The sequence below is a fragment of the Sinorhizobium chiapasense genome, from assembly GCF_036488675.1.
Taxonomy (GTDB): domain Bacteria; phylum Pseudomonadota; class Alphaproteobacteria; order Rhizobiales; family Rhizobiaceae; genus Sinorhizobium; species Sinorhizobium chiapasense.
This window is the reverse complement of record NZ_CP133148.1, coordinates 648,943-667,144: the sequence shown is the minus strand read 5'-3', so window position 1 is coordinate 667,144 and position 18,202 is coordinate 648,943. Positions and strand designations below refer to the sequence as shown.

Here is an 18,202-nt window from a genome sequence, read left to right as displayed (position 1 = left end):
TCCACTTTGGACGCGGATGTTCCGGAGAAGGCCTACTGCGACCGCACGCTATCGATCGCTATTTAAGAAGCGATTAAAATTGACATATGCAAGTTCAGGATTTCTGCGGCAACGCGCACCACATCCGGAACGCACACGCGGGCGCCTCGCCCGCCATCTCGCCATCACCGCGAAACTAGAGCAATTCCAGGAAAAGTGTGTAACGGTTTTCCGTCCGGAATTGCGTAATTTCAAATGGTTAGATCATTTCACTGCTTTAAAGAAACAATGAAATGATCTAGCGACGCATGAAGGCTTCGAAAGCCGCCCGCGCTTCGGCGCTCTTCAACTGCGCGGCAAAGTGCCGGGCCTCCTCGTCGATGCGGGAGAGCACGTCACTTCGATCCCCACGAATGAGGTCTCGCGCGATCCTCAGGGCTTCTGGCGGTTTCCAGGCGAGGCGTGCCGCAAGCGAAAGCGTCTCTTCCTCCACCGCTTCCTGGCCGACGACCTTCCAGATCAGCCCCGCCTGCAGGGCATCGGCGGCCGCCAGCGGTTCTCCAGCGGCGAGAAGCGCGAAGGCTCGCTGGTGCCCCATGATGCGCGGCGCGACCAGGCTGGACGCCGCCTCAGGCACTAGGGCGAGGTCGACGAAGGGTGTCTTGAAGACCGAGCGTGGCGAAGAAACCGTCAGATCGCAATGGAGATGGATGGTCGTGCCTATGCCGATCGCCAAGCCGTCGACACCCGATACAACCGGCTTTTTCGCTGCCGCAAGCGCCCGCAGAAAATCGAGCACCTCGGTCCCCATTGTCCCGCCCATGGCAAAGGCGAGAAAATCGGCCATGTCGTTTCCGGCCGAGAAGCATCCTTCGGTGCCGAGGAACGCGGTGACTCGCACGGCTGGATCGGTTCCGGCCACCGTCAACGCGTTCGTCATCTTCGCGTACATTTCGCGCGTGATGGCGTTCTTCTTTTCAGGCCGGTTGAAGCGGATGACCTGGACGCCGGGGAAGGCCTCCGGGCGTTCTACAAGCACATGATCGGTCATAGCTTCCCCCTCAAACCAGAACTGCGCGCGCAGCCGCAAGGCTTTCGGCGCCACTGACGACGCGATCCTTGAGTGCGCCAGTTTCCGCGAGCAGGTTCTCCGCCGTGAACCGGCAAAGAGCGATGCGAGCATCTTCCTTACCGTCGCCGGCCTCCGCCACACCGCCCTTGGCCAGGTAAACGCCTGTCAGCACCAGCCCGAAGAGGCGCTGATAAGCGGTTGCACCCGATAGCGCATCGGTAACCTTTCCGCCGCCCAGAGCAGCCAGCAGCCATTCGGTCGCGTCGGAGAGATCGGCGATCGCAGCGTCGAGACGCGCTGCCGTCTCGCCGAAGCCCGTCCTGTTCGCGGCCCTGACAGCGGCGGCGATCTCACTCAGTTCGCCAATGAAGCCGCGCACATGGGCGCCATCGGACAGCGGCAGTTTGCGAGTTACGAGATCGATCGCCTGAATGCCGTTCGTGCCTTCGTAGATCGGCGCGATACGCGCATCGCGCAGGTAGCGGGCGGCCCCCGTCTCCTCGATGAAGCCCATGCCGCCATGCACCTGTACGCCCAGGGAGGCGACATCGACGCCGGCATCGGTGGCAAATGATTTTGCAATCGGCGTCAGCAGGCTCGAACGCTCCTGCCAATGCCGGGCTTGGTCGCCCTTGCTGGCGTGCGCCATGTCGACCGCGTGGGCGCAGGCATAGGCGATCGCCCGCGATCCTTGCGTCAGCGCTTTCATCGTCAAAAGCATCCTGGCGACATCCGGATGCTCGATGATCGGGCTCATTCCCTCGCCGCTCCATCCCGGCGCCCTGCCCTGCGTGCGCTCCTTCGCATAGGCGATCGCCTTCTGGGTGGCGGCGTCGGCAATCGCAACACCCTGCATGCCGACGGCGAGCCGGGCATTGTTCATCATCGTGAACATGCAGGCGAGACCGCGGTTCTCCTCGCCAACCAGATAGCCGATCGCACCCTTTTCATCGCCGAACTTGCCGTCACCATAGATCATTGTGCAGGTGGGCGAGCCGTGAATGCCAAGCTTGTGCTCGAGCGAGTGGCAGAAAACATCGTTGCGCGCCCCGAGCGAGCCGTCGGCGTTGACAAGGAACTTCGGCACGAGAAACAGTGAAATGCCTTTCGTGCCCTGGGGGGCGTCCGGCAGCCGCGCGAGCACGAGATGGATGATGTTGTCGGTAAAGTCGTGCTCGCCCCAGGTGATGAAGATCTTCTGACCGAAGATGCGATAGCTGCCGTCGTCACGACGCTCGGCCCGGGTCTTGAGCACGCCAAGGTCGGAACCGGCATGCGGCTCCGTCAGGTTCATCGTGGCGGTCCACTCTCCCGAGACCATTTTGGCGAGATACGTTGTCTTTAGCGCCTCGGAGCCATGCTTCTCCAGGGCCTCAATGGCGCCCATCGTCAGCGTAGGCCCGAGCGCGAAAGCCATCGAACCGGCGTTCCACATTTCCATTGCGGCGACGTGCAGCATGTGCGGCAGATTTTGCCCGCCGAAGGCCTCGGGCGCCGTCAGGCCGTTCCAGCCGCCGCCGATCCAGTTGTGATAGAGATCGCGCCACCCTTCCGGCGTCTTGACCGCACCGTCGACGAGCCGCGCGCCCTGCCGGTCACCGACCTCGCCGAGGGGAGCCACCTCTTCCGTCGCAAAGCGCCCCGCTTCCGCGAGGATTGCATCGATCACATCCTCACCGAGTTCACCGAAAACACCGGCGTTCAAGGCCTCGGCCATGCCGGCCATGTGCTTCAGTGTGAATGCGATCTCGTCGACCGGAGCTTTGTACATGATCATCCTCCCCGTGCAGCTGCAGCATTGTCGACCACGCCGCGCGTCCTTCTTTTCGAACCGAAGACTATTGATTTTTACGTAAACGTCAACGTCATTCGCGGCGGCATAGAACTGCGAGGGACTGTAGCAAAACTGTCATAGCGGGGGATTAGAAGCCGAGTCCGGATTGCCATGGATCACGTGATTTTGGGCCGAATCGACCCAAATTCATTAACGTGATCGATTCTAGTAAGTTAGAGCGGGATGCGGGCGGAAAACCGCGCACACTTTTCCTCATCCCCCTCTAGCCAAGGCGCTGCGATGAACCTGATTTCTCCCGAGATACCGGGCCTTGTCTGGGCCTACCGCTTTATACCGGGGGAGAGCCGATGCCAGCGCATCGCGGCCGACTCTTCGATCGACAACCTTTCTGCGGGCGACGGCTGGGTCTGGCTGCATCTGGCGCTCAGCGATGCGCGCACACCCGCGCTGATCGAACGCATCAGCAAGCTTCCGCAAGCGGCGATCGGTACGCTGACTAGCCATGATACACAGGCGGCGATCACCGTTTCCGAGGACGTCGTCCACGGAACGCTGGTGGATTTCGAGCGCACGTTCGACGCGGTCACGAAGACGATCGGCTGGCTGCATTTTGCAGTCAGCGACAAGATCATCATCACGACGCGGCTGCATCCACTGCGCAGCCTCGACCGCGTGAAGGCGGCCGTCGAAAAAAGCGCCAAATGCAGCCGGCCAATCGACCTCTTCGAAATGCTCGTGGTCGAGTTCCAGCGTACGTTGATCTCACTCGTCCTGGAACTGACCGAAGAACTGAACGTCATCGAGGATCATGTCTACGGAGAGGCTGGCCATAGGCAGCAGCCAGGCCTGGCACCGCTGCGCAGGACCGTAGTGCGGTTGCATCGCCACCTCAGAACCATTCTCGCCCTGTTACGGCGGGCCGGGGCATCGGAGGAGGACGAGGTGCCGCCGGGTTTCATCGACGCGGCAGAGCGGCTCTCCGATCGACTGGAGGCGGTAGACCGGGATGTCTTCGCACTCCAGGAACGTGCGAGGCTTCTGCATGAGGAAATCGACAGCAAGATTTCCTCGGAGACAAACCGGCATCTCTATATCCTGTCATTGATGACAGCTTTTCTTTTGCCGCCGACGCTGGTGACGGGTTTCTTCGGCATGAACACGGGAGCCCTGCCCTTCGCCGATGGAAGCGGCACGCTCTATGCGGCTTTGATCATTGCCTTCTCCATGGGCCTTGCCTGGCTCATTCTCCGCCGGATCGGCATTCTGTAGTTCAGCGCGGATCAATCAAACTAGTGGACACGGCCACGTCCACAGATGCGGAAAGGCGGCAATTCTGCGACCATTGGTTATAGTTGTAGAGTCAGGTCGCCTCAGCTAAAGGGCGAATAGCGTTGCCGGCGTGGGCCACCGTAGGGCTGGTAGATATTGTCACTTGAGGATTTTCCCGATCGAACCGCCGGTAATACCACAATCCAGAGCCGAAATTGCCCATGACGCTTCTGCTGGAGGTCTGTGTACAGGAGCGATCGTCTCGCGCAGGATCGGGACGGGGCTGAGATTTACGACCTTTTAACGCTAATGTCGGCAATCTCAGTGAATGGAAAAGCGGGGACTCTCGATCTCGGGGACGATCTTGCGCCTGGTGGCCCTCCTGGGTCTGACCTTCGCGGCGGCGAATCTTCACGCGCGTGATCTCGAACCCTGGAAACAGCGGCAGAACGCCATCATCGTCGATGCCTATGAGATGAACAGCATCGACTGGGAAGTGATGCTGAAGGACAAGCGCATAGCGGGCTTCATCGCAAAGGCCTCCGACGGCCTGCCCGAAAGCTTCTCCTGCACCGGGGACCATGGCGGCGACACGGTCGCCCATTGCAAGACGATGTGGCGCAAATACGCCGTCAGCCGCGAACTCTACCAGACGCGCCGAATGATCGCCCGCTCGCATGGCCTGCTCTGGGGCGCCTATCACCTGGCCCGGCCCGGCAATCCTGTCGATCAGGCCAACCATTTCCTCGACTATGCCGATCCCCGCGACGACGAGGTGATGGTCCTCGACATCGAGGGCATCGATCCGGAAAAATACATGTCGCTGGAAGACGCCGCCATCTTTGCCGGGCATATCAAGACTCGTACCGGCCGCTACCCGATCCTTTACACCAACCACATCACCGCAAAATACATTGCCGCAAACCGCTACAAACACCGCCTGCTGTCGCGTCTTCCGCTCTGGTACGCCCGCTACAAGCCGGACATCCGCAAGGTGTTTCCGATGGGCAACTGGGACAGCTACGCCCTCTGGCAATTCTCCTCGTCACACAATTGCGGCAAGCGGCGCTGCCCCTACCGGGTACCCGGCACGCTTGACGATATCGACGTGAACGTCGCGGCGATGTCGGCGTCCGCGCTGAAAGCCGGCTGGGCGCAAGGGGCCTTGCTGCCCGAGAAACCGCCCGTGCTGACCGTTGTCGCCGCGGCGAGGCGTGGCCCGGCGCCGGCAGCAAGCGCCAAGGCGGTTGCCTCCCTCGAGCGGCCTCAATTGCTCGTCAGCCGCGCGACGGCCGCGAGCAAGTCTGGCAGTGGGGTCGACATGACCGTTACCGGCTCGATCGGCGTCAGAGCGGCGGAAGTACAGCTGCCCCACCAAGCCGAGCGACGCTGAGCAACAGCCGCCGGGATTGCGTAGGCCCGCCCGTCACGCCTCGATCTGCACGTCGCCGAGCGGCCGCGAGCAGCAGGCAAGGATGTAGCCTTCCTCGATCTCGTCATCGAGAATGCCGCCATTGTGGTTCATCTCGACTTCGCCGGCGACCTTCATCACCCGGCAGGTGCCGCAGATGCCGCCCTCGCAGGCGGCACCGATCCTGACACCGTTGGCGCGGGCGGCCTGCAGGATCGTCTGGCCCGGCACCACTGTCACGTCCTTGCCGCTCATGGTGAAGGTGACACGCGCCGCCTCGGCCGCAGCGCCCGGCCCCGGGCCGGCGCGCACCGCGAGCTCCTCGGCCGCCGGCGCGGCTGCCGGCTGGAAGCTCTCCTCGTGATAGCGCGCCATATCGAAGCCGGCGCCTTTCAGCATCTCCCTGATGCCGCGCATGAAGGGTTCAGGCCCGCAGCAAAAGACCGTCCGCTCCAGGAAGTCCGGCGCGAGCAGCGGCAATTTCGTCGCGTCAATGCGACCGCGCAGCCCATGCCAGCCGTGGCGCGCCTCGTGACCTTCGACCAGAAAGCCGAGATTGAGCCGCCGCATCTGGCGGGCGAGAACCTCCAGTTCGGAGCGGAACAGGAGGTCCTCCGGCCTGCGCGCGCAGGAAATGAAGGTGACGTCCGTGTCGGGTGCGCAGTCCGCTATCCACCGCGTCATCGACATCATCGGCGTGACACCGGAGCCGGCCGAGATAAACAGGTATTTCTCACCGGGATGGCGAACGAAGCTGAAATCCCCGAGCGGCCCGAGCGCCTTCAGCTTCATGCCCGGCTTCAGTTTGTCGAACATCCAGCGCGTGCCAATGCTGTCCGGTTGCGCCTTGACTGTGACGGCGACCGAGAGCGGGCGTGATGGCGAAGATGACAGCGTGTAGGTGCGCATCACCGGTTCCTCGCCGACGGGCAGCTCGAGCGTCACGAACTGCCCCGGCAGATAACGGAACCAAGCCGGCTTGTCCGAACGGAAGGTGAAGGTCATCACGTCCGCAGTCTCGACCACGGCCGATATGCATTCGAGCAGATGCTGCCGGTCGATCCACGGATGCAACTCGTCGAAATGGCGAAAAGAGGAACCCATTTCCATGGTCAGGCCACCCGCGAGAGAGGAGCGGCGTCGCCTTGGAGGCGGTTCTGCATGAAATTGCAGTACCACTCGACGAACTGCATCACGCCACCTTCGTGCTCGGCCGAATAGGGACCCGGCTCATAGGCTGGCGAGCGGATGCCGAAGGCGTTTTCTTCGACGATCTGGCGATCCTGGTCGTTGGTCTCCGTCCAGACGTGGGTAAGATCCTCGAGCGTGTAGTCGACGCCTTCGACCGCATCCTTGTTGACCAGCCATTTGGTCGTGACCTGCGTCAGCTCCGGCCCGAGCGGCAGCACACGGAAGGTAATGGCGTGATCGCCGAGTATATGGTTCCAGGTCGTCGGATAGTGGAAGAGCAGCAGTGTGCCGATGCGGCTCTCGTTCACCCCGGCCGAAAGCTGCTTGCGGACGGCCTTGACGCCGGACATGGTGTAGCTCTCCGCGTCGTTGATGAGCGGCATTCTCGTCATGCGGAACTGGCCGGTCGGAGCGATCTTGAAGGCGCTCGGCAACCCGGCCGCCTCGCATCTCGCCCAATGCTCGGAAATCTCCGGATCGTCCATCGAGCCCTGCACGCCGGTTACCGTCGGGGCCTCCGGATAGGTGCGGCAAAGCTCCGGGTGGTTGGCGGCGCAATGGTAGCACTCGCGGTTGTTTTCCCAGACGAGCTTCCAGTTGCCCTTCTCGACGATCGTGCTCTCAAAGGCGACCTTAGTTTCGCCAAGACGATGCGGCGCAAGATAGGCCGCGACCGTCTCACGGAACGCCTGGAAGTCCATCGGCTTCTCGGCGAGGCTGATGAAGATATAGCCGCCGACCGTTTCGCAATGCACCGGCTTCAGGCTGTGCTCAGCCGGATCGAAGCCTTCCGGCATCTGACGCGCGAACAGCAGCTTGCCGTCCAGTTCGTAGGTCCACTGGTGGTAGGGACAGACAAGCTTGGCCGAGGAGCCCTTGTGCTGCGTGCAGACGCGCGAGCCGCGATGGCGGCAGGAATTGTGAAGCGCGCGGATCGCTCCCTGCCGGTCGCGGACGACGACGATCGGATAGTCGCCGACCTGAACAGTGAAATAGTTGCCTGCCCGTGGAATTTCGCAGTCGTGACCGATAAAGAGCCAGTCCTTGTACCAGATGTGCTCGAGGTCTTGCCGGTAATAATCCGGGTTGATGTAGAAGGCGCGGTCGAGGCTATAGCCCTCGCGGCGGTTCGTGAGCCGGCGCAGCATGTCGTTCTGAATGTCCATGTCCTGTCCTCGTTCAGCAGTTCGGAGAGGCAGGACAGGAACCAACGCCGACAATGATGCCGGCGCGTCAAAGGCTCCGATCCGGCTGCCCGCCGCAACCAGTTACGGTCGATTTTCGTCCCAAGGCTGGTTTCCGGGCTCTGGAGCGGCCCCGAGAGGGACCCGCCCGGCGCCTTCCCGGACACACCGTCCAGTGGCCTTTTGCCGTGGCTTTCGCTCCACCACCGTTGCGGGGGCAGCGCCGGAATCTGACCGGCTTCCCAATTCTCCGCCCTCCCTCGAGCGGCACCTTGAGTGTCCATATCTAAGCGCGCACGGCGCCTTTGCATTTGCTGATTGGCGACATCCGCTCCTAGAAAGACGACACGATATTCGCTTGTCAAAGCCAGACGCGACGATTGATATTATTTATTATAAACAATGTGATAGGAGAAAATCTGAGCAACTGGCGATTTTTTCGGCAGCGTCATTCCCGGCACGAAACCGATTGGTCATTTTGCGACACGCCTCAGGAATTCTGCCATCGATAAATGTAATAAAAAATCATCTGTTAACCCCGAAGGGCTAGCATTCCGAGGACAGATCAATTCATTTCGCGGACAAGGATGGCGCCGTCGCCGATGGCAAGACTCAGATACTATGACACCGCCACGAGAGCCGCGGTCCCCGCGTCAAAGGCCACGCCCCACGCGGAATTCCTCCGGACCGGACGGATCGACCGCCGGCGGCACTGGACAGCCGAGCAGCGGCGCTACCTCACGCATGAGGAGGTCGCGGAGCAAACGGGGCGGAAACTTTCGGCGGCCGGCGAAACGACCCATAAGCGGATCAACGCGTTTCATTCTTCGATCCACTTCCCGAGGATGATCTTTCACCGCACCCTCCCGAACAGTCCGCATCTTGGCTACTGCCATGTGACTGCCGCAAAAACGCACCTTGAGCGTTCGCATGACATCACCTGGGCCTTCTATTTCGCGAACTTCTTCTCCGATCTCGGTGACGAGACGCATTTCTTCGATCGAATACAGAAGGGCTATTCGCGCATGTACTTCGCCGTGGCCATCGAGCCCAGCGAACACGAAGGGCAGATGGTCATCAACCGCAATGTGCGGGGCAACGGCCTGATCTTCCGGACGCAGGACCCGAAGGTAGCACTGAAGAACGTCCTGATGCTCGGCGCGCGCGACGACGCACTGCGCAAGATCATTCGCAGCCTTTGACCCGATAGCCGTCCGCATCGTCTTTATGGGCGACATGCTTTGACGAAGAAAATCGTTCTGTTTTTCCGGTGCGTCCGTTAAGGAAGCGACGGAAAGGCAAACGGAACCGCCATGGCCGAAATCATCGATACACGCACAGAGCCGGACCGGGCGATCGAGAAAGCCTGCGCCGTTCTTTCCGAGGGCGAGCCGGTCGCGATCCCGACGGAGACGGTCTACGGCCTTGCGGCGGACGCGACAAATCCCGACGCGATCAGCCGCATTTACGAGATGAAAGGCCGACCCCGCTTCAACCCGCTGATCTGCCATGTCTCGGATATGGCGATGGCGGAGGCGCACGTGACGTTCGATCCACTATCGCGCCGCCTTGCGGAGGCTTTCTGGCCAGGCCCTCTAACCCTTATCCTGCCGCAGCGCCCGGAGAGCACCGTGCATACGCTCGCCTCCGCCGGGCTCGATACGCTCGGCATCCGCATGCCTGATGGCTTTTCACGGCAGGTGATCGCTCGCTTCGGACGGCCGCTTGCGGCCCCGAGCGCCAACACGTCCGGCAAGATCAGTCCGACCAGCGCCGCCCATGTGCAAGCCGACCTCGGCTCCAAGCTGAATCTCATCCTCGACGCCGGCCCGGCCGAAATCGGCCTCGAGTCGACGATCATCAAGGTCGAAGACGGGACGCTGCGGCTCCTCAGACCCGGCGGGCTGGACGTCGGAGCGATCGAGAGCCTCACCGGGTGCGTGGTCATGCGGCCCGAAAGCGCCGGCGCGACGATCGAGGCGCCCGGCATGCTTGCGTCGCACTACGCTCCGGGCGCAGCCGTAAGGTTGAATGCCGGAGATGTGCGAGCGGGAGAGGCGTTGATCCGCTTCGGCGGCAGGCCGCTTCCCGGCGAGGGCGAAGCGACGATCGTGCTGGACTTGAGCCCCGAGGGCAACCTCCGCGAGGCGGCCGCCAACCTTTTCGACTACATGAAGCAAGCGGATGCGAGCGGCGCTCGGACGATAGCCTTCGGCCGCGTTCCGGAAGAAGGCCTCGGGGAGGCGATTATCGACCGGCTCCAGCGGGCAGCAGCTCCCCGTGGATGAACAATTCGCCGGAAACCGAGGGAACGATCATGACGACCATAGTTTCTCCCGAACTGATCGCCTCTTTCATCGATATCGTCGGCAGCGGCAATGCGCTCAGCAGCCCGGCGGATACCGCGCCTTATCTCGTCGAGTCACGCGGGCTCTATCACGGCACCACCCCGCTCGTCCTCAGGCCAGGCTCCGTTGAGGAAGTCTCTCGCATCATGCGCCTGGCAAGCCAGACCCGCACCGCGATCGTCCCGCAGGGCGGCAATACCGGGCATGTGGCCGGCCAGATTCCGCGCGAGGGAAAAGCCGACATGGTTCTTTCGCTCGAGCGGTTGAACCGCATCCGCGACGTCGATCCCGTCGGCAATGTCATCGTGGCCGATGCCGGCTGCATCCTTGCAGATATCCAGAAGGCTGCGGACGACAACGGACGCCTCTTCCCGCTGTCGCTCGGCTCCGAAGGTTCCGCCCGGATCGGCGGCAATCTCTCGACCAATGCCGGCGGCACAGCCGTGCTCGCCTACGGCAACATGCGCCAGCTCTGCCTGGGGCTGGAGGTCGTGCTGCCGACCGGCGAAATCTGGAACGGTTTGCGGCGATTGAAGAAGGACAACACGGGCTACGATCTTCGCGACCTCTTCATCGGTGCAGAAGGAACGCTCGGCGTCATCACCGGCGCGGTCCTGAAGCTGTTCCCGAAGCCGCTTGGCCATCAGGTCGCATTCGCGGGCCTTAAGAGCGTCGAGGATGCGCTTGCTCTTTTCGATCGGGCTTCGAGCCTCTGCGGACCGGCGCTGACGGGCTTCGAGCTGATGCCGAGGATCGGCATAGAGTTCACCTCCCGGCATATTCCAGGCGTCCGCGACCCGATGCCATCCATCCATCCCTGGTACGCGCTGATCGACATTTCGACCCCGGATTCCGAGGAGGGCGCAGAACGCATGATAGAGGGTGTGCTCGAAACGGGCGTCGGCGATGGTCTCGTCGAAAACGCGGTCATCGCGACGAACGAGACGCAGCGCAAGGCGCTGTGGCACATGCGCGAAAGCATGTCGCCGGCACAGAAACCGGAAGGTGGCTCGATCAAGCACGATGTGTCAGTACCCGTATCGAGCATCCCTGCCTTCATGGCTGAGGCCGATGCCGCCGTCATGAAAGCGATACCCGGGGCTCGCATATGCGCCTTCGGCCACATGGGCGACGGCAACATCCATTACAACATTTCACAGCCAGTCGGCGCCGACAAACAGGCCTTTATCGACCGTTGGCGCGAGATAAACGCCATCGTCCACGGCATCGTGCTGAAGCATGGAGGATCCATCTCGGCCGAACACGGCATCGGTCAATTGAAGCGCGATGAGCTTGCGGAGATCCGCCCCGCGATCGAGATCGATCTGATGCAGCGGATCAAGCATGCCTTCGACCCCGCAGGCATCATGAATCCCGACAAGGTGCTGCGCTCAAGCTCTACGTGATCAATTCCAGAGCGATCGAGCGGGGCGCGGGCGCAAACCGTCCACACCTCATCAGTTCTAACCGCCCATCCTGAGTTGAGTCAGCTGCATCAGCGTATCGGCGCTGATGCCGAAACCACTGCTGCCTGACAGGATGGTGGCGGCGGGAGAGACATCGGTGTTGTTCTCGACGTCATAAAGCGCGGTGAAACGCTGCAGAAGTTTCTCGAGCTTCTCGGGGTCGTGGAGATCCTCGATATTCATCACGCGCTTGATGTATTCGGCTTGAATATCGATGTCGCTGCTTGCCATCTCCTGCGGGATGCTGAAGGCGGTTCTGACGACCTGCATCAAGGCGCTGTCGGCAAGAAGGTCGTAAACCGTGTTGACGTCCGAAGCGATGCGCTTGAAATAGAGTGCCAGGCGGACACCGGCATTGTCCTCGCCGGCGTTTTCTTCCAGCGTCTGGTTGAGGTAAAGGTCCATCGTGGCAATGATGCCGCGCCGGGTCTGGATCTCGCCCGCGGCCCCGCGAGCAAGCTTTCCTTCGATGTCAAAGTTGAAAGAAGCCACGATCTCGCGATAGCGGGTATCGCTCTCCGTGTTGATAAAGCTTTCCGGATCATCGAGATCGGAGAGAAACATCTCCCTCAGGTAGCCGGTCTCGACGGTCTCGGGATCGATGCCGGCTGCGACAAGGACGAAATCGACAAGGCGCCGGTTACCGAGAAAGTCATCGAGCGTTTCGATCTTCTGGATCTCGGCACTGTAATATTTCGCCTCTTCCTGTGCCTTGGTCTTGTCTTCGTCAGTGCCAAAACGGCTCTTTTCGATGACGTAGACCTTGGATGTATTGAGGATTTCGGCCTCGGACTGTGCAAGCTTCGGCGCGCCGAGCGAGCCGTCGGGCTCGAAGTTGAACGCCTTGGCAAGCTTTACGTAGCGCTCGTCCTCGAGGGAATTGGCATAGCTGTCGGGATCGCTCAGATCGCTCGTCAGAACCTTCCTCAGCTTGCGCAGGCTGTCCCCTTCTTCCTCAAGGCCGAAGGCGCGCAGCGTGAGCGTCATCATACTGGAGTCGTTGAGCAGATTGTCGACACTTGTCAGCGTGTTGACCAGCATCTTGAACCGAGAGATCAAAGCCTCGTCCGCAGCATCGTCCTTGTCGTTGTAATGGATCAGGTAGCCGTCCGACGTGGTGGCGATCTGCGCCGCCGTCTGCGCGTCGTCGCCGCTGGCAAGCGTGCCGTCGGTCTGGAAATTGAAGGCGGCTGCCATGGCCTTGTAGGCCTTATTGTACTCGCCGCCCATCGTGTTGGCGTAGCTGTTGGGATCGTCGAGGTCACTGGTCAGGATGTTCTCGACGGTTGTCGTCAACGTGCTTGGCGGCAATCCGAAGGCGGTCACCACGTAGTTGAACAGGCGGGTATCGGCCTTCAATGCGGCGACCGTCGTGATGCTGCCGATCTTCGCCTCATAATAACTCTTGTTGAGCAGAGCCTCGGCCGAGGTAACGCGGTCGCTGGCGTTCAGGATGTAGCTCTCGTTGATGGCACTCTTTTGTGTTGCGCTCTGCGGCAGCGTGTTGGCGGGCAGGCTCCCGTCCGTCTGGAAATTGAACGCCATCGCGAAGTTCAGCGCCGTGCTGCTGCCGAGTTTGTTGACGTAGCTGTTCGGATCGTTGACGTCGCTGGTCAGAACCTGTCTCAAATGGGAATAGGACGTGTATTTGGGATCGAATCCGAACGCCTTCATCGCATAGGTTCTGAGGCGTTCGTTGCCCAGGAACTGGTCGACATTCGTCACGGTATCGATCACCGCATTGTAGTAGCTCGTCTCGGCATTGAGCACATTCGACTCGTTGGCGATCGTCTCGCTGTAGAGCCCGATCAGCGCATCGGTCTGGGCATCGGTCTGGGCAACAGCGGTCGACGAACCGAAACTGAAAGCCTCGGCGAAGTTGCGATATCGCTCGTCCGTCAGGCGATTGGCAAAGCTGTTGTCGTCCTTGAGATCGCTCTCGAGGACCTTTCGCATGAAAGCGACCGCATAGGTCATGTCCTCAAGGCCGTGGGCCTTCATGGCGTAGGAATAGAGCCGGTAATCGTCGAGAAACTCTTCGACCGAAGTCACCTTGCCGATATTCGCTTTGTAGTATTCGGCCTCGCGCGCAACCAGCGGCTGGATCGACACGCGATTGAGACTGGCCCTCATGTCGCGGGTGATGAGATTGTAGTCGATATAGGTCGAAACCATGCCGTCGCCTTGTCGATTGCCTGCAGGATGCGCCCGCCAAAACAGAATTCTGACGCCGCATCATCTCACGGGAGACTTGTGTGTGGCTTTTCCGGCGTTCGTTCGCGGTTCAAAAAAACCCGGCAATTTCGTTGACGAAGAAGAAACCTTGACGGGTCGGCTTTTGCTAACCATCGGGCGACGCAAAGTTTTTTTAACCGCAATTTTTAAGCCGTCCGGAAGAGCGGCTGCCTATCCTCCTGCCCATAGAGGACGAAAAGTCCCGACGAGAAGACCGGGAACCGGCTCTCAAGGAAAAACAAGGGCGATTGAAATGCGCAACACACTTTCTCAACCGGCTTGGGTTGAAAACAAACTGAGGCTCGATCCGAAGCGTTTTCCGCAGCATGCAACCTACGCCTTGCGCGGCCATGCCGGCAATGTCACCATCAGCCTCGACGAACGTGGCGCTGTTTTGCGCAAGGTGCTACCATCGAGCGGCTTGCCGCTTTCGATCGCCCTGCCTGCGCGAGCGTTCAAGGGTGTAGCAGCGCGGGCCATCGACCATGGCGACGGGGAGGTTACAGTGACGCTCGAACTCCATCACGACGATCCGGATCTTTGCATCCCGCTGCTCGTCGCCCACGACCTTTCCGACATCGCAGCCGACTGGCGGGCCTGGGCGGAAGCCTATCGTATCCCGATGCTGATGGTCGAAGCTGACGGTGTCGCTCGCCCGCTGGAAGAGCACCTCGGCGATGTCCGCACCGCTCCGGCGAAACCGCGTCGCCGCCACGCCTTTTTCGCCGAGCGCCGCCCGCGCTTCCTCGTGCGCCGCTCGACCGGGACGCTCGGCGTTCACATGAAAATCGACGGGCGCGAGATTATCGCCCGGACCTGATTTCCTCTCCCATCGACTCCAGTGCGACGACCGGCCGAACCCTGCGGCCGGTCGTCGTCTTTTGCGATGCCGCCCCCGCGTATGCTGGTTAAATTTGCCGTGGAGGTTTTCCACATCTTGCGGGCAAATATTACCGCAGAAACAGTGGGTTCGCCTTCTTCATGCCATATGCGCTCCATAGCCAAAGGCACGAATGAAGGGAGATATCGCATGCGCAAGCATCTGCTCGCCGTCCTCATCGCCATCCGGGCCGCTTTCCGCGCACGTGCTGCCGTCAAGCCGCGCAAGCCCGATAGCGGACCAAGCTGGGCGTAAGAGGCCCTACCAATGGATTGACTTGACCGAAATGTCGGTCGAACCAAAGCCCACACGTCCTCCGGACCCAGCCGGAGGATTTTTCATATGAGGCGTATGAGAAGCGTCAGGACAAGGCCGGCAAAGACAATGAAACCGACGACGCTGTTGAACTTGAACAATGCAAGGCATTGCAGCGGGTCATGGATATTCAGCACCAGGATCTGATAGCCAAGCATCACCGCTGCCACCAGAAGAGCCGCATAAGCGAAGAAGCCCACTCCCGCCGCCGCAAAGGCCAGCAACATCAGCAAGACGGCTAGCCCGTAGAGCCCGATCAGCCACGGCCGGGGATTGTCACCGAACCGGCGCGCGGTCGAACGGACGCCGATCAGTGCGTCATCCTCCCTGTCCTGATAGGCGTAGATGGTGTCGTAGCCGATGGTCCAGGCGATCGCGGCTGCGTAGAGCAAAATGGAGGCAAGGGAGAGTTCGCCGAACTCCGCCGACCAGCCCATTACGGCGCCCCACGAAAACGCAAGGCCGAGGAAGAACTGCGGCCAGTCCGTGAACCGCTTGGCAAAGGGATAGATCGCCACCAGCGCCAGCGACACAATGCCGAGGAAAACAGTGAAGCCGTTGAACTGCAGCAGGACGAGAAGACCCACAAGGGCCTGCAGCACCATGAACGCCTTGGCCTGAAAGCGCGTGACGCGCCCGGAAGGCAGGGGACGCGACCGCGTGCGCGCCACTTCCATATCAATATCGTGGTCGACGATGTCGTTGTAGGTGCAGCCTGCGCCGCGCATGGCGATCGCACCGACCGTGAACAGAACAACGTGGAACAGGAAACGGCCGGCCGAGAAGCTGCCGAGGCTGGCCGCCGTCGCCGAAGCCAGCGCGGCCGACCAGAGGCAAGGCCACAACAAAAGCTGCCAGCCGATCGGCCTGTCCCAGCGGGCAAGCTGCGCATAGGGCCAGAACGCGCGCGGCAGGACGCGATAAACCCAGTTGTTGGACGGCGCGTCGTGAACGCGGCCGGAATCTAGAGAAGAAGTGTTCATCGCTCCTGTTTGGCTCCCCAAGGGCGGGCGGTCAAGCGGCAGCGCTCTGTTCCCCAGTCGGCGCTGCGTCTCTTGTGCGTCTGGTGAGACGCGCGGCCCTGCAGGCCGTCAAGGAAGCGTGAAGTCGAAGCGGTAGGTCGCGGAAACCCCGACCAGAAGCTGATTGCGGCTGCCGCGCTCACGTACCAGGCTCGAATCGGCGGCGGGACCCATCAATCGCCGGTATTCGGCATAGGCGCTGGTCTCCAGCTTCTCGGTCGCCTGCCAGGTAACCGCAGCGCCGAGGCCGGCGGAGTGGATGCCGCCGCCCGGGTCGTAGGCGCTCAGGCCGGACGCAGCCGATTCCCGATTGTTCACACCGTAATAGGTGTCGAAATAATCACTCGTCGCAGCCGTCAGCCGCGGGCCGCCGGATACCCGTACCGTCTCGCTGACATCGACGAAGGCGTCCGCCGCGACGTCCGCGACGACACCGTGATGGCTGCGGATACCCTGGCGAACCTCAGCGCGCAGACGCATCCAATCGGTCGGATAAACCTCGGCGAAGCCGCCGACTTCGCCGCCGAACTTGACGGGATCGAGGCCCTTCAGATCGCTCGACCTATCCTCGTCACGCTCGAAGAGCAGCTTGCCCACGACGCCTGTCCGGAACCCGCCCTGATCGAGGAACGCGTAGGACATATTGTCATTGCGCGAGGAGAAACGCACGCTGCTGCCGGCTTTGCCAAGCGAGACCAGCGGCGCCGCCTGGAACATCCGATCCGATGCGCCTTCATATTTCGGGCCGATGAAACCCGTGGCGCCGACTTTCAGATACCAATCGCCCGACCACATAAAACGGCCGTCTTCGGCGGAAGCTGCGCCGGCCAGCAGGAAAAAACTTCCAGAAAGAAGAGCAATACGGATACGCAATGAACAACTCCGGGTGAATCATTCGCCAGGCGGGTGGATCGCGCCGGGCACGAGCGAGGGAGAGAGCTCAGATGTGATACAACCGCCGCTTTATCCGTGGCGTGTTCCTACGATTCCGTTAACCAGGTCAATTCAGCTTTCGTTTCCCATGGCATTTTATCCGGTCAGCCTGACTACTGCATGTTTCCTTAAATCGTAGCCGATTTAAGGATAAAAACATGCAGCAATTCAAAGTGCTACAGCGTCCTTTGCGCGTCTGATAAGACGCGCGGCGCTGTAGTCGCGCAGATAGAGGCTTGGCGGCGCACCAAGCATGCGGCGGAACATGGTCGTGAAAGCCGCGACATTCTCGTAGCCCGCATCGAGCGCCACGGTGGTGATCGGTTCACCGTCGGCAAGGCGCGGCAGCGAGCCGAAGATGCAAGCCTGCTGCCGCCAGGTGACGAAACTGATGCCGGTCTCGTGCCGAAAAAGGCGCGTAAAGGAACGGCGGCTGATGCCCATGCGATCGGCCCATTGATCTATCGTTGCGGTCGCCGAAGGTGCTTTCAGGAACTGTCGGCACAGGGAGGCAAGCCTTTGGTTCTGCGGGAAAGGCAAGCCCAGCGGTCGCTCCGCAAGCCGCGGGATCTCCGCCAGCAACAGATCCATGATCAATTGCTCCCGTCGCTCCGACGACGCTTCGTCCCGAGCGGCGATCAAAGAGTCAATAAGGCTTCCGGCGAGCGCGGTGATCTCGACCACGAGCGGACGATCCGCGCGGCTGGCGGCCGCAAAAATGTAGATCGAATGCATCCTGACATCGCTCACCATCTCCGCCGAGTGTTCCGTGCCGGCGGGAATGAGCAAGGCGTGCCCGGGAGGGATCATCCAGCGCCCGCCCGGCGTGTGTACCAGGACGACTCCGCAGCGCGCCCACCACAACTGTGTGCGGCTATGGCTGTGTGGAGGGATCCTCAAGCCAGAGGCGTAGTCTTTGCCAATCGCCAGGACGGAAGCGTTCGCGCTCTCGATCCACTCCAGGCTTCTGAAATGATCCGCATCCGCCAGTTGCGACAGGTAATTTCCTCTCGATTTCGGCATTTGGCCCACTCGCGAAAGAATTGGACCAAATCACAAAAGCAGGCCAGCAACAAGCCGTCTAGAGATGACCGGCGGCTCA

Annotated in this window: 14 protein-coding genes and 1 riboswitch; of the genes, 6 read left to right on the top strand and 8 right to left on the bottom strand. The window is 61.1% G+C overall.

Annotation, left to right across the window (positions count from 1 at the left end):
- Nucleotides 1-277: 277 nt before the first annotated feature.
- On the bottom strand, nt 278-1,030 hold the full coding sequence (locus RB548_RS03065; RefSeq protein WP_331373586.1) for a crotonase/enoyl-CoA hydratase family protein: 753 nt from the start codon (nt 1,028-1,030) through the stop codon (nt 278-280).
- Nucleotides 1,031-1,040: 10 nt separating this feature from the next.
- Complete coding sequence (locus tag RB548_RS03060; RefSeq protein WP_331373585.1) at nt 1,041-2,822, bottom strand: acyl-CoA dehydrogenase; 1,782 nt, start codon at nt 2,820-2,822, stop codon at nt 1,041-1,043.
- A 303-nt stretch (nt 2,823-3,125) separates the two neighbouring features.
- Between RB548_RS03060 and RB548_RS03055 the strand changes: the two genes are divergently transcribed.
- Both RB548_RS03055 and RB548_RS03050 read left to right on the top strand, forming a co-directional pair.
- A complete protein-coding gene (locus RB548_RS03055) occupies nt 3,126-4,115 on the top strand; it encodes a transporter (protein WP_331373584.1) in 990 nt (329 codons plus the stop codon).
- A gap of 328 nt (nt 4,116-4,443) precedes the next feature.
- The gene (locus RB548_RS03050) at nt 4,444-5,508 is read left to right on the top strand and encodes a glycoside hydrolase family 25 protein (protein ID WP_331373583.1); all 1,065 of its coding nucleotides are present in this window, start codon (nt 4,444-4,446) and stop codon (nt 5,506-5,508) included.
- A gap of 33 nt (nt 5,509-5,541) precedes the next feature.
- Here RB548_RS03050 and RB548_RS03045 read toward each other — a convergent pair whose 3' ends face one another.
- Nucleotides 5,542-6,636 (bottom strand): hybrid-cluster NAD(P)-dependent oxidoreductase, encoded by a 1,095-nt coding sequence (locus RB548_RS03045; RefSeq protein ID WP_331373582.1) that lies wholly within the window; start codon nt 6,634-6,636, stop codon nt 5,542-5,544.
- A gap of 2 nt (nt 6,637-6,638) precedes the next feature.
- Nucleotides 6,639-7,883: an aromatic ring-hydroxylating oxygenase subunit alpha gene (locus RB548_RS03040; protein WP_331373581.1), complete on the bottom strand. Its 1,245-nt coding sequence runs from the start codon at nt 7,881-7,883 to the stop codon at nt 6,639-6,641.
- A 107-nt stretch (nt 7,884-7,990) separates the two neighbouring features.
- Nucleotides 7,991-8,191, bottom strand: a riboswitch (cobalamin riboswitch).
- Nucleotides 8,192-8,503: 312 nt separating this feature from the next.
- On the opposite strand from RB548_RS03040, the gene RB548_RS03035 reads away from it, so the two are divergent.
- From RB548_RS03035 to RB548_RS03025, 3 genes are all read left to right on the top strand, one after another.
- Complete coding sequence (locus RB548_RS03035) at nt 8,504-9,103, top strand: DUF6656 family protein (protein WP_331373580.1); 600 nt, start codon at nt 8,504-8,506, stop codon at nt 9,101-9,103.
- A 111-nt stretch (nt 9,104-9,214) separates the two neighbouring features.
- On the top strand, nt 9,215-10,189 hold the full coding sequence (locus RB548_RS03030; protein ID WP_331373579.1) for an L-threonylcarbamoyladenylate synthase: 975 nt from the start codon (nt 9,215-9,217) through the stop codon (nt 10,187-10,189).
- Nucleotides 10,190-10,218: 29 nt separating this feature from the next.
- Nucleotides 10,219-11,655 carry an FAD-binding oxidoreductase gene (locus tag RB548_RS03025; protein WP_331373578.1) on the top strand — a complete coding sequence of 479 codons (1,437 nt, stop codon included), beginning with the start codon at nt 10,219-10,221 and terminating at the stop codon, nt 11,653-11,655.
- Between the two features lie 57 nt (nt 11,656-11,712).
- Here the strand turns inward: RB548_RS03025 and RB548_RS03020 are convergent, their stop codons facing one another.
- Entirely contained in the window at nt 11,713-13,890 is a 2,178-nt protein-coding gene (locus tag RB548_RS03020) for a DUF1217 domain-containing protein (protein ID WP_331373577.1), read from the bottom strand.
- Nucleotides 13,891-14,203: 313 nt separating this feature from the next.
- Here RB548_RS03020 and RB548_RS03015 point away from each other — a divergent pair, with 313 nt between their 5' ends.
- A complete protein-coding gene (locus RB548_RS03015; RefSeq protein ID WP_331373576.1) occupies nt 14,204-14,770 on the top strand; it encodes a DUF6101 family protein in 567 nt (188 codons plus the stop codon).
- A gap of 398 nt (nt 14,771-15,168) precedes the next feature.
- Here RB548_RS03015 and ubiA read toward each other — a convergent pair whose 3' ends face one another.
- The 3 genes from ubiA to RB548_RS03000 form a co-directional block, all read right to left on the bottom strand.
- Nucleotides 15,169-16,128 carry a 4-hydroxybenzoate octaprenyltransferase gene (gene ubiA, locus RB548_RS03010; protein WP_331373575.1) on the bottom strand — a complete coding sequence of 320 codons (960 nt, stop codon included), beginning with the start codon at nt 16,126-16,128 and terminating at the stop codon, nt 15,169-15,171.
- 108 nt (nt 16,129-16,236) lie between these two features.
- The gene (locus tag RB548_RS03005) at nt 16,237-17,040 is read right to left on the bottom strand and encodes a MipA/OmpV family protein (protein WP_331373574.1); all 804 of its coding nucleotides are present in this window, start codon (nt 17,038-17,040) and stop codon (nt 16,237-16,239) included.
- 228 nt (nt 17,041-17,268) lie between these two features.
- Nucleotides 17,269-18,123 carry an AraC family transcriptional regulator gene (locus RB548_RS03000; RefSeq protein ID WP_331373573.1) on the bottom strand — a complete coding sequence of 285 codons (855 nt, stop codon included), beginning with the start codon at nt 18,121-18,123 and terminating at the stop codon, nt 17,269-17,271.
- Between the last annotated feature and the right edge of the window lie 79 nt (nt 18,124-18,202).